Annotated in this window: 16 protein-coding genes; 7 read left to right on the top strand and 9 right to left on the bottom strand. The window is 38.8% G+C overall.

The genetic code is table 11. The features are described from left to right. Nucleotides 1-8 precede the first annotated feature (8 nt). Complete coding sequence (locus F885_RS16345; protein ID WP_005313491.1) at nt 9-1223, bottom strand: aspartate aminotransferase family protein; 1215 nt, start codon at nt 1221-1223, stop codon at nt 9-11. Nucleotides 1224-1386: 163 nt separating this feature from the next. Here F885_RS16345 and grxD point away from each other — a divergent pair, with 163 nt between their 5' ends. Then, nucleotides 1387-1728: a Grx4 family monothiol glutaredoxin gene (grxD, locus tag F885_RS16350; RefSeq protein ID WP_004639270.1), complete on the top strand. Its 342-nt coding sequence runs from the start codon at nt 1387-1389 to the stop codon at nt 1726-1728. Nucleotides 1729-1779: 51 nt separating this feature from the next. Here grxD and F885_RS16355 read toward each other — a convergent pair whose 3' ends face one another. Next, the gene (locus F885_RS16355; protein ID WP_005204097.1) at nt 1780-2103 is read right to left on the bottom strand and encodes a hypothetical protein; all 324 of its coding nucleotides are present in this window, start codon (nt 2101-2103) and stop codon (nt 1780-1782) included. Nucleotides 2104-2182: 79 nt separating this feature from the next. Between F885_RS16355 and F885_RS16360 the strand changes: the two genes are divergently transcribed. Both F885_RS16360 and F885_RS16365 read left to right on the top strand, forming a co-directional pair. Then, nucleotides 2183-2611 (top strand): HD domain-containing protein, encoded by a 429-nt coding sequence (locus F885_RS16360; protein ID WP_005313490.1) that lies wholly within the window; start codon nt 2183-2185, stop codon nt 2609-2611. Between the two features lie 55 nt (nt 2612-2666). After that, complete coding sequence (locus F885_RS16365; RefSeq protein ID WP_004806707.1) at nt 2667-3587, top strand: LysR family transcriptional regulator; 921 nt, start codon at nt 2667-2669, stop codon at nt 3585-3587. A gap of 26 nt (nt 3588-3613) precedes the next feature. On the opposite strand, the gene map is transcribed toward F885_RS16365, so the two are convergent. Beyond that, entirely contained in the window at nt 3614-4408 is a 795-nt protein-coding gene (gene map, locus F885_RS16370) for a type I methionyl aminopeptidase (protein WP_005313487.1), read from the bottom strand. A 359-nt stretch (nt 4409-4767) separates the two neighbouring features. On the opposite strand from map, the gene brnQ reads away from it, so the two are divergent. Both brnQ and F885_RS16380 read left to right on the top strand, forming a co-directional pair. Further along, nucleotides 4768-6069, top strand: coding sequence for a branched-chain amino acid transport system II carrier protein (brnQ, locus tag F885_RS16375; RefSeq protein WP_005204102.1), 1302 nt, complete (start codon nt 4768-4770; stop codon nt 6067-6069). A 414-nt stretch (nt 6070-6483) separates the two neighbouring features. Then, nucleotides 6484-6744, top strand: a complete 261-nt coding sequence (locus tag F885_RS16380) for a hypothetical protein (RefSeq protein ID WP_005204103.1) — start codon at nt 6484-6486, stop codon at nt 6742-6744. 11 nt (nt 6745-6755) lie between these two features. On the opposite strand, the gene F885_RS16385 is transcribed toward F885_RS16380, so the two are convergent. Further along, nucleotides 6756-7211: a hypothetical protein gene (locus F885_RS16385; RefSeq protein ID WP_005204104.1), complete on the bottom strand. Its 456-nt coding sequence runs from the start codon at nt 7209-7211 to the stop codon at nt 6756-6758. Nucleotides 7212-7346: 135 nt separating this feature from the next. On the opposite strand from F885_RS16385, the gene F885_RS16390 reads away from it, so the two are divergent. Both F885_RS16390 and F885_RS16395 read left to right on the top strand, forming a co-directional pair. Further along, the gene (locus F885_RS16390; RefSeq protein WP_005313484.1) at nt 7347-8204 is read left to right on the top strand and encodes an alpha/beta hydrolase family protein; all 858 of its coding nucleotides are present in this window, start codon (nt 7347-7349) and stop codon (nt 8202-8204) included. A gap of 701 nt (nt 8205-8905) precedes the next feature. After that, complete coding sequence (locus F885_RS16395) at nt 8906-9370, top strand: MarR family winged helix-turn-helix transcriptional regulator (protein WP_004653790.1); 465 nt, start codon at nt 8906-8908, stop codon at nt 9368-9370. Between the two features lie 66 nt (nt 9371-9436). Here F885_RS16395 and F885_RS16400 read toward each other — a convergent pair whose 3' ends face one another. From F885_RS16400 to F885_RS16420, 5 genes are all read right to left on the bottom strand, one after another. After that, nucleotides 9437-10099, bottom strand: a complete 663-nt coding sequence (locus F885_RS16400) for an SOS response-associated peptidase (protein ID WP_005188056.1) — start codon at nt 10097-10099, stop codon at nt 9437-9439. A gap of 76 nt (nt 10100-10175) precedes the next feature. Further along, nucleotides 10176-10796, bottom strand: a complete 621-nt coding sequence (locus F885_RS16405) for a 2OG-Fe(II) oxygenase (protein WP_005313478.1) — start codon at nt 10794-10796, stop codon at nt 10176-10178. Nucleotides 10797-10980: 184 nt separating this feature from the next. Further along, on the bottom strand, nt 10981-13143 hold the full coding sequence (locus F885_RS16410; protein ID WP_005153408.1) for a malate synthase G: 2163 nt from the start codon (nt 13141-13143) through the stop codon (nt 10981-10983). 288 nt (nt 13144-13431) lie between these two features. After that, nucleotides 13432-14577 carry a cell division protein ZapE gene (gene zapE / locus F885_RS16415; protein WP_005313475.1) on the bottom strand — a complete coding sequence of 382 codons (1146 nt, stop codon included), beginning with the start codon at nt 14575-14577 and terminating at the stop codon, nt 13432-13434. 118 nt (nt 14578-14695) lie between these two features. Then, on the bottom strand, nt 14696-15715 hold the full coding sequence (locus F885_RS16420; RefSeq protein WP_004806683.1) for an AraC family transcriptional regulator: 1020 nt from the start codon (nt 15713-15715) through the stop codon (nt 14696-14698).

Raw genomic sequence — 15715 nt, 5'->3', positions numbered from 1 at the left:
TTGTTTCGTTAAGCTTTAAGGAAATTTTGAATAGCAGGCACAAGACGTTTTAACAATTCATCTGCTTGTGCTTGTGTCATGTTTAATGGTGGTAATAAACGTACCACTGAACCAGCCGTTACATTGATAATCAGCTTATATTCATCACGTGCAATCGCAACCAGTTCAGCACAGTCTTTTGGTAGCTGAATCCCAATCATCATGCCAAAGCCACGCACTTGAACATTGTAATCTGCCAATTGCGCTCTGAGTTGATCAACAATATAGGCACCTACTGTAGCAGCATTCTCAACTGCATTTTCCTTTTCCAGAGTATCAAGTACGGTATATACCACACGTGAACCTAGCACTGTTCCACCATAAGTTGAACCATGGCTGCCTGCACCCAGTAAACCCACAGCTTTACCTTGTGTCATCACCGCACCAATTGGAAAGCCATTTCCTAAGCCTTTGGCTGTAGTCATGACATCAGGAATAATGCTGGTGTGTTGATAAGCAAAGTATTTACCTGTACGGCCATTCCCTGTTTGAATCTCATCTAGCATCATCAACCAATTGTGCTGATTACATAGCGCACGTACATCCTCCAAGTAACTAAACCCTTGTGGTGCTGTATTCACGCCACCTTCACCTTGGATAGGCTCAATCAGGATAGCAATAATATCTGGATGGTTGATGGCTGCTTCTTGAATTGCTTCGACATCTCCAAACGGCACACGAATAAAACCTTCAACCAAGGGCGCAAAGCCTTCCTGTACTTTCTTATTGCCTGTTGCGGATAAGGTTGCAAGTGTACGACCGTGGAAAGATTGTTCCGCGACTAAAATTTTAGGGTATGCAATGCCTTGTTGGGCACCAAATTTACGTGCAATTTTGATCGCACCTTCGTTTGATTCAGCACCACTATTTGAAAAGAAGATCTCTTCCATCCCTGAAACTGCAGCCAGTTTTTGTGCTGCAGCTGTTTGCCAAGGAATTTCATATAGGTTGCTGGTATGCACCAAAGTCGCAGCTTGTTCAGCAATCGCTTCAGCAATAACAGGGTGTGCATGTCCTAACCCGCACACAGCAATCCCCGTTAACGCATCTAAATATTCTGTACCCTCTGCCGTATATAGATACGCCCCTCGTCCTCGTACAAAGCTGATCGCTTGGCGACCATAGGTTGCCATAAGATGTGATGGTTGATCAGGTTGCACAGGAGCAAGAGTGATATTAGTCATAACAAACTCAATCTATCAGTAGTTGTGGTGAAAAAAGTTATATAAGCAAAAACTTGCGTAGATTGAAAGCCTAAAGTCACATTTATATAAGAAAAATCTTTCGCAATCCTCCGCCGCGCTTTTTTTTAGGTATAATGCAAGGAGATTAGTTGAGGATCTATCTATGACGGAACAAGCGCGTGATACAGTAGCGTTAATTCGTGATCAAATTGCGAAACACCCTGTTTTACTTTACATGAAAGGCACTCCACAATTCCCGCAATGTGGTTTTTCTGCTCGTGCAGTAGAAGCACTTAGCCAAATTGGTCGTCCATTTGCCTATGTAAATATCTTGGAAAATCAAGATATTCGTGCAACTTTACCTCAAATTGCGAACTGGCCTACTTTTCCACAATTATGGATCAATGGCGAGCTTATTGGTGGTAGCGATATCATGCTTGAAATGTTCCAAAATGGTGAGTTAAAACCATTAGTTGAACAGTACAGCCCAGCACCTGAAGCATAAGCTGTTAAGCAAAAAGCCAATCAAATGATTGGCTTTTTTATTGGCAGGATTTTAATGTTGACTAAATCCAACATAGCGGAATAACCCTTCTACACCTAAATCTGCTTTATAAATGTGCATGTCGGCATAGTGAGCTTGAGTAACACTAGCAAAAATATTCATATTTGGATCTTCATGAATTTCATCTACTGACTGGGGTAAAACTTCTTCAAAACGATCAGCAATAAATTCAAAACCTAAATCCATTGCCATAAATAGCGTATGTTCACAAGGTTGAATATACTGCTCTTGATCCCAGTCTAGAACCGCATGCTGACAAAAAGGACATACAATGTTTTGGGTCGCATCGACAATATTGATAAGTTGATATGACATAATACTTAAGCGCAAAAAATTTCAGCCAGTTTAAAAGAATATGACGCGCTAATCTATCTTGAAGCGGAGGATTTAGCTGATGGCGACATTAGAACAAGCGATTGCATTTGCCGCAAAACAACATGAGGGCCAAGTCGACAAAGCCAATGCCCCTTATATTTTACATCCACTCAGAGTGATGCTGAATGTACCCAGTATGGATCATAAGATCATTGCTGTTCTGCACGATGTCTTAGAAGATACAGAAACAAGCATTGCAGATTTACAAGCTTTAGGATTCCAAGCACACATTATCGATGCAATCGTTGCACTCACAAAACAGGATGGTGAGTCTCGAATCGAAGCCGCTCAGCGCACTGTACAAAACCCTTTGGCACGTGTTGTGAAATTGGCTGATATCACTGACAATATGGACTTATCTCGAATTCCATCGCCAACCGCAAAAGATTTTGAGCGAATGGAACAATATCAGCAGGTACGGGCTATATTATTAGCCCACAATGTTTAATAATCACTTTTATATTCATTTAACTTGATCACAATAAGCTGGAGTTTATAGCGTAATGCTAACGGATTTAGATGATTTTTATTGCTTCGCGCTGGTTGTAGAACATGGTGGCTTTAGTGCTGCTGAACGTGCAACTGACATTCCTAAATCTAAACTCAGCCGTAGGGTTTACAATCTTGAAGAACAATTGGGTGTACGTCTAATTCAACGCAGTTCGCGCCATTTTGCCGTGACTGATATTGGGATGGATGTTTACCGACATGCACAAGTGATGATGAATGCAGCCCAAGCAGCGCATGATGTGGTCAATCATTTGAGCAGTCAGCCACGTGGTGTCATTAAAGTCAGTGTGCCAGTCGATATTGCTCAAAACCAGATGGCGAAAATCCTACCGGCATTTTTGAAGAAATATCCTGAAGTTCGGGTACAGATGATGATCAGCAACCGCCGTATTGATGTCATCAATGAAGGTGTCGATCTAGCGCTGCGTGTTCGTTCTAAATTAGATGACGATCCGAACCTAGTATTACGTCAATTTGAAGCAATTGAACAACGTCTTTTTGCCAGCCAAGCCTATTTAAATGAGTTTGGTAATCTTACTACGCCTGAACAGCTGGCAGAACATCGTATTATCAGCATGGCTGAAGATCATCTCGATCAACAGTTCTTGCTCACAGGTCCAGACCATCAACAGAAAAAGATCAAAGTAAACCCAGTGATTATGGGTTCAAATTTACTGATGCTGGCGGAATTAGCCACTCAAAACTGTGGGATCGCCCTGCTTCCCGACAGTATTGCCCAAGACTTTGTAAAAACAGGGCAACTTGTGACTGTCTTACCCGAATGGACGGCACCACACGGTATTTTCCACGCCGTTTATCCATCGAGACGCGGTCTATTGCCCGCTGTTCGTGTTTTTATTGATTATTTGGTTGAACAACTTACCCAATGCTCAACTAAAAAAAAGCGCGATTAGAAATCGCGCTTTTTTTATCGGATAACTTAAACGGCTGGATAATGTCCTGTGCCATTCGGCCATGGCGTTAATAGCTCAAAGCCATCATCAGTTACAGCAACCATGTGCTCCCACTGAGCAGACAATGATTTATCTTGTGTCACCACAGTCCAACCATCATTCAGCTCTCGGACATGGCGTTTTCCAGCATTGACCATCGGCTCAATGGTAAATACCATGCCTTTTTTCAGAACCAAACCTTGTCCTTTCTGACCGTAGTGCAAGATGTTCGGCTGCTCATGATAAATACGGCCAATACCATGCCCACAGTATTCACGCACAATGCTATAACCTTCACGCTGCGCAACAGATTGGATAGCATAGCCAATATCACCTAATGTTGCCCCAGGTTTCACTGTATGAATACCTGCTAACATCGCTTCATAAGTGGTTTCAACCAGTTTTTTCGCTTCAGGCTTTGGCTCACCAACAAAATACATTCGGCTAGTATCACCAAAATAACCATCTTTGATCACAGCAACATCGATATTTAAAATATCACCCTCTTGCAAAATCTTTTTCGCGGAAGGAATGGCGTGACATACTTCTTCATTGACAGAAATACAAGTCGTTTTGGTAAAACCGTGATAGCCCACATTGGCTGGAATCACCTGCAATGTATTCACAATATAATCATTGCAGATATCATCTAAATATTCAGTTGAAACGCCAGGCTTGATATAAGGCCCGATCATTTCTAACACTTGTGCCGCTAAACGCCCAGAGATACGTAATTTCTCCAGATCTTGTTCAGTTTTAATGGTCACAGTAGAAGCTCTCATTCGAGATTTTCCTTATTCATCAATCAGATTAAAATCACATGCAGAAAAATTAATATGGGGACTGCATAAAGTATTTCAATATTTGTACGCCTTCCCATTGAAATCTTCAATCTATTTAAGACTAAAAGAGCATTTTATTTTTGATATTTAAATTCAGTTAGGCCAATACGAAAGAATCTATACCCTTCTGCATTTTCGAGTTTTGGAAAGCTTTTCAACACATTAGCTTTACCATTACTAATTATATGATTTTCATCATTTCTTTTTAGTCAAAAATCAACCAAATTTCACATAAATTAGTTTCAAAAGAACGCATTTTTGTTCTAAACTTCGCACTTTTATTTTATGCCTCCCTCTTTATGAATCAACTTCGTACAGGAGATATCATTGCTTTAGGTTTTATGACCTTCGCGTTATTTATTGGCGCAGGCAATATTATCTTTCCTCCAATCGTTGCTCAGCAGGCTGGTGAACATGTCTGGCTTGCGGCCTTCGGTTTCTTAATTACCGCAGTTGGTTTGCCTGTCATTACGATTATGGCCTTATCTCGCATGAAAGGTTCAATCGAAATCATCAGCTCTCCACTTGGACGCTTCTTTAGCTTACTGCTCACCATTGTTTGCTATTTGTCTGTAGGTCCACTCTTTGCAACACCACGTACTGCAACAGTTTCTTACGAAATTGGCTTCGCTCCGTATTTTGGTACATCAGGTAGCAGCCTTCTTATTTATAGTATTGTGTATTTTGCATTTGTGACTGCAGTTTCACTGTATCCAAATAAACTACTCGATACGGTTGGTCATGTACTGGCTCCTTTAAAAATCATTGCCTTGGCAATCTTAGGTATCGCCGCATTTGCGATCCCTACAGGTATGATTTCAGCACCAGTCAACAACTATATCGCAAGTCCTGTTTCTGAAGGTTTCGTTAGTGGTTATTTGACCATGGATACCTTAGGCGCACTGGTATTTGGTATCGTAATCATTCAAGCGATCCAATCACGTGGTGTGACAGATACAAAACTGATTACCAAATATGCCATTATCGCAAGTTTGATTGCGGGTGTTGGACTCACGCTTGTGTATGTCAGCTTGTTTAAACTTGGCTTGGGCAGTCATGAAGTCGCGCCTAATGCAGCCAATGGTGCAATCATTCTGCATGCTTATGTACAACACGCGTTTGGTGATTACGGATCGTATTTCTTAACCATCTTAATTTTCCTTGCATGTATGGTAACCGCAATTGGTCTTACCTGTGCTTGCGCTGAATATTTTACAGAATTGACAGGTTTATCTTATAAGTTACTTGTTTTTATCCTGACTGGCTTTTCTTTGTTGATTTCTAATCTAGGTCTAACAAAGCTGATTGCAATCTCAGTTCCTGTACTCAGTGCAATTTACCCGCCAGCGATTGTCGTGATCATGCTCAGCTTCTTCTGGAAACGTTGGAACAATCCGTCCATCGTGGTTGGATCTGTGACTGCTGTTGCTTTCCTTTTTGGTATTTTTGAAGCAATTAAAGCGGCTGGTTTTACTGCACAATTACCGACTTTTATTCAGCACTTACCATTGAACGAACAAAATCTCGCATGGTTACTCCCATCGCTGATCGTTCTTGTTTTTGCAATTGTGGTCGATCGCGTATCGGCATCTAAAGATTAAAATGATTTGTCGTTAAAATGATGTTTTACCCAAACATGATTTTAGCTATACAAGAAATGTTCTTTTATCCAACGCTCATTTTTTGTTTACGACAAATCTTTCTTTTCTTAACTTAAAGCTGACGCTGTCAAATATGCCTCAATGTCTTTATTTGTGATCTAAAAACAACTATTTCAATTGAATTAGTTGATTGGCAAACTTTTCAAAATGTAAAAATAATGGCTAATATTTTACTAAAAAATAGTATAAATCAATATAAAAAATACTTAAAAGTTATATAAATCAATACATTTAGAAATTTATTTTCAAAATAGTCACTATCCCTATTGAAATGCTCAGAAAATAGCAGTACAACTTAAAAAACAATTCAGACAAAAACACATTGTTTTGTCGTCACAACAAGGAGGGATGGAGATGTTATCAATACATTTCAACAAGCAAGTCTTCATTAACGCTCTGAAGGCAAATGATTCAATCGTATATGCAACTACAACGCTTGCCTTAATGGTCACGTTGTTATTTCAAGGCACAATTAAAGGTAATTTAAAACCCGAATATTTTGCATATGCATTGATTGTATCTCTGGCCTTTTGTATGTGGGCGATCGTTGATCGAAAGTTTCGACAGTTAAGCGCAGTGCGCCAAAAAAATTCTTTAGGAAAAATGGATGAGTGATCATCCATTTTTTAATGTAAAAATTGAGCAATAGTTCCCAATACTAAAATCCCAGTTGCACCCAACTCTACAAGAATTAAACTCAACATCATCAACGTCATACACCATGCTGGTAAAGTCCATTTCCCCACTTGATGCGGCTGTTTGAATTGATTGGTTGTATCTCTTAATAATCCATGCAAAATATAGATTAAAATCGACATCGCAAAGAAGAATAGATTTGCAACAACACAAAATAATGCGATTGAATCAGATAGAACTGTAAAAAAACTTAATGCTGCTAAAATCAAACTGGCTGCCGCGTAAAGCAGACTACTCCGATGTGCAATATCCACATAATAATGTGCTCTTGCCTGCGCTGTTTGTCTAATTTGATAATATTTCCAAACTCCAGTCAGCATCCCCACCCATAGAAAAATCCCACTAAATACAATAGCAAGCTGTGTTGCCGTATTTAAAACATACATAACATCCCCGAAATTAAAATATTCCTTTTGTGTGCGTATATTACATAAAATTTGACTTTTAAGTCATTTTTTAAACGAGTTTCTTTTTGGAACTTGTGTAAAGTAATACTATGCACATATAAGAGTATCTTTCTAATGAAGAGTTATGAATCTTTTTGGATGAGCTGCAAAGATGACTATCAACTTGCAGCCCAATTTTATCCTGCACAAGATCATACCAAACCCTACCCGATCTTGATTTGTCCAGCGACAGGCATTACCAAAAATTTCTATCATGCTTTCGCACAATGGCTTAACCAACAAGGTTATAGCGTTTTAAGTTTTGATTTTCGCGGTATAGGTGAATCGCTTCATGGCCCGCTCAAGAATTCTACGGCCAGTATAAATGACTGGGGAATTTATGATATTCCAGCCGCAATTGAGACCTTATTAGAGCGAACTCAAGCTGAAAAAGTGATTATTGTTGGGCATAGTGCTGGCGGGCAATTACTTGGGATTACTTCAAACTATAACAAGGTTGCTAAGGTTTTGGCGATCGCTGGCTCTACAGGTCATGTCAAAGGCTTGAAAGGTAAAACTAAAATCCTTGCGCCCGTTATGTTTAACGTTATTTTCCCAGTTTCCAGCTTCTTGAAAGGTTATGGCGCAACTCAATTTATTGGGATGGGAGAAAACCTCCCTAAAAATGTTGCAAAACAATGGGCTGAGTTTTGCAGTAAACCTGGTTATGTCATGAATGCAATTGGTAAAAGTATCTTCGAAGATTATCATCAAGAAATTCAATGCCCGATTACTTCTTTTTGGGCAACTGATGATGAAATTGCCACTCAAGCCAATGTCAAAGACTTACTTCGCTTATACCCCAATGCACCAACCAAATTGATTGAATTAAATCCACAACAACATGGCTACAAACAAATTGGACATATGTCGATGTTTAAAAAGTCACATCAAAAGCTATGGCCCCTGATGGAAAATGAACTTAAGCTTTAAGAAAAACATGAGTCATCACAATTTTGCACTTTACGCATCTAAACCTGTAATCCTGTTTAGATGCGTCTTTTTATCTATTTAATCTCCGAAGTTCAATTGTTATCCCTTTCATATCTTTTTTGATTTCTCACTATTCGTTCTACACACCAAATTTATATCTAAATTGCCCCATCAAAATCTATTCAAAGCTGCAAATTTTAAAATTTCATCGAAAAAATGTGATAAAGAATGTATTTATTCAACTTTTTAAAAAAATTTTATGTGCTATATTTTAACCAATTGATTAATTCAAATAGTTGTATTAGCTATTTTTTTAAGCGTTATTTATTTTGTAAATATATTGATTTCGTATATTTATGACATTTTAGACAGAAAATATTATAAAAATGTCACGTCAAAAATCGTATTTTTTTTCTACAATATGATTATTCTACAAATAAGCAGTAATGCTAGGCTGTAGGACAACCTTGAAGGAAAGACGACTGGATAGTACATCATTAATAGCTGATTTATGTGAATTTTATGATGACTTATTCGTTGAGAATAAAGATAATTTCACCGTTATCTTTGAACAGATTTGTTAAAAAATGGAATGCTAAAAAAATCAGAGGATCGATTTTTTTAACAGGCAAGTTATAGACATTTCATGGAATCTAGGAGCGACTAGGAGTGGCTCCTTGTGCAAGTATAGGAAATAAGTGATGCCAAAAAAATATGCGCGTTTTTTACCTACAGCCGATTCATTTAACCTGGAAGACTTTCCTTTTTACTGGATTTCTCAAGTAAATGCTCAGTACGTTCAAAATATCGATAACGTGCTCAAAAAATATGGCTTAGACAATTCTCGTCGCCGTATTCTCATTGCCTTGCATGTCAAACCCCATGCCAGTGTGTCAGAGCTTTCCGACATGGTCATTTCCAAAATGTCGACCACAACCAAAATTGTTTATCGCCTCAAAGATGAAGGCTATATCGATACGTATTCATGCAAGGAAGATGGTCGTATCACTCGCGTCTATCTAACAGACAAAGGTCAGGAAATGATTACTAAAATTAATGATCTTACCTCAGTTATCCTCGAACAATCATTTGATGGGTTAACGCCATTGCAAATTGAAAAGACAATGGAAATTCTGCGCCATATGTTTAAAAATCTTGCGCGCTAAGCAACTGATCCAAAAAAGGCTTCCAATAGGAAGCCTTTTTTTATCTCATCAACTCAAATATTAAGCTCAATCAAACATATTCAGTTGCGGTGTTATTTTTACAATCTTTGCTTTAGGAACATGGGAACACTCAAATTCTTCTACAGGAAAACCCTGCATAAATTCATAGAGTTGATGTGGTTGTTTTAAGCTTAACCATTCATCTAAGCGCTCATGTGGAATAACCACCACTGACCGCTTTACGTCTCCCGGCTCATGGAAATCTTTCATCATCGGATGGTCTATGGCATCCATCGTAAGCATGGTTGCCGAACGGATCACCTGATCGCCCAACTTTCTGATCTCATATAAAGCCGCGATAAAGAAAGCCTTTCCATCTTTACGACGTACACCCCATCTTTGAGGCTTATTATCGATGTATTTACTTTCATAGAACTCGGAAACAGGAATAACACCAAATTTGCACTTGGAAGCCGCCTCCAAGAAACTAGGTTTCTGAAAAATGGTTTCGTGTCGAGCATTATAAGTATGCTTGGAAATATTGGTATCTTCCGACCATTTTGGTACCAAACCAAACAATACTTCCCGCCACTCCAGCCCTTGCTCTGATTTAAATAGTAAAGGGGTTGTATAACTTGGGTAAACTTCTTCCCCATATTCAAATGGAATCAAAGGTAAACCAAGCTGTTGAGCTTGCTCGACTGTTAATGGTTTATAGTTGGCACACATAGTTTGTTGAGTATTTATCCTTAAAAACAAAGTTAAAAAAAGGAGGTATCAAGCCTCCTCTTTCTAATTGCATAAATTAGCCAAATAACTTTTTCATTTTTGCACTTAAACCGTGGATAAAGCGGTGCTTGGCATTGGCTTTATCGCTGGTTAAAAAATTAATTTGAATTGACTGACGCTGTCCTTCAAAAGGTACATAACCATGCCAACCATTATCAGTCACTTTAAATGCAACCAATGTACCGGGACCCGCATCAATTTCTTCGACGTAGTCATCCATATTCTTTTCATCATTCAAGATACGTAGACGACCTGTAGGCGCATCCCAAGACTCATTTAGATAAATCAGAATAGTCAGCAGTTTGGTTTTCGAATCAGAATGAATACGACCATCTTTTTGGCGTGAATAACCACGTAAGGTGATCATCATCGGATGTTCCATCACATCCACATCAAATTTTTCAGTTAAAATCTGACGGAATTCTTTGGTATCTAAAGACTTTAAAAAGCGATCAAAATTAGGCTTAATTTCAACATCTTCAATGTTGTAGCTACCACCCTGTTCAATCTTTGGGAAATCCTGAATAACAGCTTTCACTTCGCTGTCTATGATCGAGTTTTCTACGACAAAGTAAGGATACGGCGAAGTAGAAACTTGCGCTTGTTTTAAAGCATCTAATTTTAAAATTTGTGACATCGTTATGATTCGGCTAAATGATCAAACTGCGAGAATTATAACAAAAATTTCATCAAGATGATGTTTTATCCTGTTCTAGCTGAATTGACCCACTTAAATTGAGCCTATATTTTTACAGTTAAAGTCCATACGCTACATATACAATAAAAAAGCCTCCGAAGAGGCTTTTTTATTTTAGATGAACTTAATCACCTGTATAACCTTTTAATTTTAAACGTGCAGCATGTAATAATGGCTCTGTATAACCTGATGGTTGCTCTGCACCTTTGAAGATCAAGTCAGAAGCAGCTTGGAATGCAATCCCATCAAAGTTTGGTGCCATTGGTGTATACAATGGATCATTGGCATTTTGCTGATCAACAATCACTGCCATACGTTTAAGCACTTCTTCAACTTGCGCACGCGTTACGATACCGTGACGTAACCAGTTTGCAACGTGTTGAGATGAAATACGTAAAGTAGCACGGTCTTCCATCAAACCAACGTTATTAATGTCTGGTACTTTAGAACAGCCAACACCAAGGTCTACCCAACGAACCACATAACCCAAGATACCTTGACAGTTATTTTCAAGTTCGTTGTTTAACTCTTCCGCAGTCCAGTTTGTTTCTGGCGCAAATGGTGGTGTTAACAAGTCATCTAATGACAACATGTTTTCAGCAGCCAACTCATCTTGGCGTGCTTTTACATTGATCTGGTGATAATGCAATGCATGAAGTACAGCACCTGTTGGAGATGGAACCCATGCACAAGATGCACCTGCATTTGGATGTGCAGTCTTCGTTGCCAACATGTCTTTCATGCTGTCTGGTTTTGGCCACATGCCTTTACCAATTTGCGCTTTACCTTGTAAACCACATGCTAAACCAATTGCCACGTTACGGTTTTCGTAAGCAGCAATCCATTTTTGTGTTTTAACTGCTTCTTTACGTACAACTGGTGCAGCTTCCATAGAGGTATGGATTTCATCACCTGTACGATCCATAAAGCCTGTATTGATGAAGATGGTGCGATCTTTCGCAGCAGCAATACAGTTCTTCAAGTTTACAGAGGTACGACGCTCTTCATCCATGATACCGATTTTGAGTGATTTTGCAGGCAAACCAATTGCTTGTTCAGCACGCTCAAATAATTCAACCGCAAATGCAACTTCTTCTGGACCATGCATTTTTGGCTTAACGATATACATTGAACCTTTACGAGAGTTTTGGTTTTCGTTTTGACCACGAATATCCGCAACTGTCAGTAATGGAGTCACTAGAGCATCCATGATGCCTTCAAACACTTCTTGACCATCAACAAGGATGGCTGGGTTTGTCATAAGGTGACCCACATTACGAAGCAACATCAATGAACGACCATGTAATTTAGTCGTGCCACCAATCAGGTTCTGAACAGTACGGTCTTTGTTTAAGGTACGAGTAATGGTCTTACCATTTTTCTCGATTGACTCTTGTAAGTCACCTTTCATTAAGCCTAACCAGTTACGATAGCCTTCAACCTTCTCTTCAGCATCAACCGCAGCAACAGAATCTTCCAAATCCTGAATGGTTGTAACCGCAGCTTCGAGTGTTAAATCTTTCACACCAGCAGCGTCTGTCTTACCTACTGGGCTGTTGGCATCGATTTCGATAATCACATGCAAACCATTATTTAATAAAACAATCTCAGTTGGGCTTGCAGCTTCGCCATTAAAACCAACAAATTGTGATTCATGTGCCAAAGAAGTGGTTGAACCATCTTTTAAGGTTACAGCTAAACCATTATTCACCACTGCATATTGAGTTGCATCTGCATGCGAACCTTGAGCCAAGGGGAAAGTTTGGTTTAAGAAATCTTTTGCGAAAGCAATAACTTTATCGCCACGAACTGGGTTATAGCCTTTGCCTTTCTCTGCACCGCCTTCTTCAGAAATTACGTCCGTGCCATACAGCGCGTCATATAAAGAACCCCAACGTGCATTCGCAGCATTCAAGCTATAACGTGCATTACGTACAGGTACAACCAATTGTGGACCTGCCAATAAAGCAATTTCTTCATCCACATTTTCAGTTGTTACTTGGAAGTCAGCAACTTCTGGAACCAAGTAGCCAATTTCAGTTAAGAATGCTTTATAAGCATTTAATTCAAATTTATTATTGCGGTGCCATTCATCAATCTTTGCTTGAAGATCATCACGCTTAGCCAATAATGCTTTGTTCTTTGGGCTAAGGTCTACAACGACTTGCTCGAAGTTTTTCCAGTAAGTTTCACTATCTAAACCAGTGCCTGGTAAAGCTTCATTTTCGATGAAATCGTAAAGTTCTTTAGCAATCGCTAGCTTGCCTTTTTGAATACGTGCAGTCATTGTCTTTCCTGATGGTGCTAACTTTTTATAACAAGAATTCTAGTATACTGATTTATACTAGCCTGAATAGTAATATCACATTCCTAAATAGTAAGCATTTTCCCCATTAGAAGTATTGACAAACACAACTTTTTATACTTATCAAAATATCAAATAATGAGTTTTTACTATCCTTATGTGACACACTCCCTTTTTCAAACTCATCTAGTTATAGCAAAATTTGACCAAGAATAAAGCCTTATCCATGTAAGTTTATAAAAAAAGGCATTCCGAAGAATGCCTTTTCATTTATGAAGTCTGTGCGACCTGAATTTGTCGATGCTCCGAATGTAGATAATCATCCGATTGCATTTCTAATAAGCGTGAACGCGTACGTTCAATCTCAAAGGCCAATTTCTCGCCTTCATAAAGATCGATAATTGAATCTTCTGAGGTAAGAATCAGTTTTACACCACGGTCATAGAACTCATCGACCAAGTAAATAAAGCGGCGTGTTCCTTCTGACAGGAAATCGGTCAAATGTGGAACATTGCTGACCAAAACCGTATTGTAGATATTCGCGATTTCAATAAAGTCGGCTGGGCTACGTGGTTTAAAGCATAACTCTGAAAATTCACACCACAATACATCTTCAGTATGGCCTAAAGTTTCTACCACACGATTATTGATCATGATTGGAGAATTAGATTGCGCCTGTGTCTGGGTCAAAGCTTTAAAACGACCAGATAACCACGCTTGAGCATCATCGGTTAATGGATATTTGAACAATTGCGCCTGCTTTAATACGCGCAAACGATAATCCACCCCAGCGTCAACATTCAGAACACTACAGTTCTTCTTCACCAACTCAATCGTCGGAATAAAACGATCACGATGAATTCCATTTTTGTATAGACCATCTGGTGCAATGTTTGACGTTGCAACCAATGTTATTCCACGCTCAAACAGCTTTTGGAACAGATCACTTAAGATCATGGCATCGGTTACATTCGATACGAAAAATTCGTCAAAACAAATGACAACGGCATTCTTATAAATTTGATCAGCAACCAAATCTAAAGGGTTACGTTGGCCAGAAAGTTTATTCAACTCTTTATGTACATGTTGCATAAAATGATGGAAATGCATACGTGTTTTACGGCGAAATGGTACAGATTCATAGAACTGATCCATTAGCCACGTTTTTCCACGACCTACACCACCCCACATATAAACGCCTTTAGGATAAGTCTGACGACGGAAACGTCGAAATGCTTTCTTTGAAGCCTTATAGCGAGTGTGTAACTCTTTCCATACTCGATCTAACTCTTGCACAGCCTGAGCTTGTGCTTCATCTGGCATGAATTGTCCTGACTCAATTGCTTGAGCATAACGCTCGGCAGGTGATGTTGGGATAAATGCAGTGCTATGTGAGTCTGGTTTAGAATTTGACATAAGGTGTTATTGCAATTTTAATTGGTGAAAATTATATCGAACATTCCGTTCAATGACATTAGATTTTAGGCTTAATTATCATAGAGTTTAAACATCATAATGTACCATTTTTAATCATTTAATGATTTCGATTATATTGACGAGGGCTCAGTCCAAACCATCTTTTAAAGGCATGATTAAATGCTGCAGGCTCAGAATAACCCAACATTTCGGCCACCTGTTCGATTGAATATGAACTATTTTCAATAAACTTTATTGCCTTCTGTTTGATTAATCTTTCACGAATTTCTTTATAGCTGGTCTGCATTTGCTGCAATTGATGCCGCAAAGTACGCTCAGGAATATCCAATGCACACGCCGTTTCCGCCATACTTGGAATCACCCCATTTTGCATTTCTAGATAATCCTCAACATACTCAACCACCGTCAATTTGAGACTGGCAGTTTTTTCTAAATGTTGAATATCCTGTAGGCATTTTTCTTCATAAATGCGATACGTCAAAATATCGGCAGACGGAATTTTTGTGTTTAAAATTTGTGTATTTTCTAAAATAAAAGCAGCTTGCGCACATCCAAATTTGACATCTTGCCCATAGTAATCTTGATATGCTGCAAGCAGTGTTAAATCTTTAGGTCGATGAAATGGCAGTTCAATTTGAATTTGAGGGACTTCAAGTCCCATCATCTTAAAGATATCTTGTAAAAACTTATAAGTGCCCGAGATTTCACATTGCGCTCTCAATTGACCTAAATGCATACTTAAATCAATCGGTCGATACAGTAAATAGATTAAGTCATCTTCTATTTTTAACTGCAATGAACCAAAAAGATGAGTCAGTTGCTGATACTGAACCCCATTTAATAGTGCCTTATGCAAGGTATCACTAGTAACCAATAGCATCAGGAAAGGCCCATAACCCGCTAACGCATAATGCTGACCGATAAATAAACCTTGTTCAGGTGAAATATCCTGACTAATATGCTGCAAAATATCCCATTCAATCTCATCTGGAATAATTGAACTAGGATCTAAAGCATCGGCCTGTATTCCCATATTGGCTAAACGCGCATCCACGTCAATTCCGACATGACGCATGCCCTGAATCAAATACATCAATCCGAGGATAGATCTCTTCAT

The organism is Acinetobacter higginsii, from assembly GCF_000369845.1.
Classification (GTDB): Bacteria; Pseudomonadota; Gammaproteobacteria; order Pseudomonadales; family Moraxellaceae; genus Acinetobacter; species Acinetobacter higginsii.
This window is presented reverse-complemented; position numbering and strand designations above follow the sequence as displayed.

Excerpts from the sequence above, each read along its gene's own strand:
- F885_RS16345 (WP_005313491.1), bottom strand. The coding sequence starts at position 1,223 with ATGACTAATATCACTCTTGCTCCTGTGCAACCTGATCAACCATCACAT.
- F885_RS16385 (WP_005204104.1), bottom strand. The coding sequence starts at position 7,211 with ATGTATGTTTTAAATACGGCAACACAGCTTGCTATTGTATTTAGTGGG.
- F885_RS16400 (WP_005188056.1), bottom strand. The coding sequence starts at position 10,099 with ATGTGTGCCAACTATAAACCATTAACAGTCGAGCAAGCTCAACAGCTT.
- F885_RS16420 (WP_004806683.1), bottom strand. The coding sequence starts at position 15,715 with ATGAAGAGATCTATCCTCGGATTGATGTATTTGATTCAGGGCATGCGT.
- F885_RS16395 (WP_004653790.1), top strand. The coding sequence starts at position 8,906 with ATGCCAAAAAAATATGCGCGTTTTTTACCTACAGCCGATTCATTTAAC.
- F885_RS16380 (WP_005204103.1), top strand. The coding sequence starts at position 6,484 with ATGTTATCAATACATTTCAACAAGCAAGTCTTCATTAACGCTCTGAAG.
- F885_RS16390 (WP_005313484.1), top strand. The coding sequence starts at position 7,347 with ATGAAGAGTTATGAATCTTTTTGGATGAGCTGCAAAGATGACTATCAA.
- zapE (WP_005313475.1), bottom strand. The coding sequence starts at position 14,577 with ATGTCAAATTCTAAACCAGACTCACATAGCACTGCATTTATCCCAACA.
- F885_RS16360 (WP_005313490.1), top strand. The coding sequence starts at position 2,183 with ATGGCGACATTAGAACAAGCGATTGCATTTGCCGCAAAACAACATGAG.
- F885_RS16410 (WP_005153408.1), bottom strand. The coding sequence starts at position 13,143 with ATGACTGCACGTATTCAAAAAGGCAAGCTAGCGATTGCTAAAGAACTT.
- F885_RS16355 (WP_005204097.1), bottom strand. The coding sequence starts at position 2,103 with ATGTCATATCAACTTATCAATATTGTCGATGCGACCCAAAACATTGTA.
- F885_RS16405 (WP_005313478.1), bottom strand. The coding sequence starts at position 10,796 with ATGTCACAAATTTTAAAATTAGATGCTTTAAAACAAGCGCAAGTTTCT.
- brnQ (WP_005204102.1), top strand. The coding sequence starts at position 4,768 with ATGAATCAACTTCGTACAGGAGATATCATTGCTTTAGGTTTTATGACC.
- map (WP_005313487.1), bottom strand. The coding sequence starts at position 4,408 with ATGAGAGCTTCTACTGTGACCATTAAAACTGAACAAGATCTGGAGAAA.
- grxD (WP_004639270.1), top strand. The coding sequence starts at position 1,387 with ATGACGGAACAAGCGCGTGATACAGTAGCGTTAATTCGTGATCAAATT.
- F885_RS16365 (WP_004806707.1), top strand. The coding sequence starts at position 2,667 with ATGCTAACGGATTTAGATGATTTTTATTGCTTCGCGCTGGTTGTAGAA.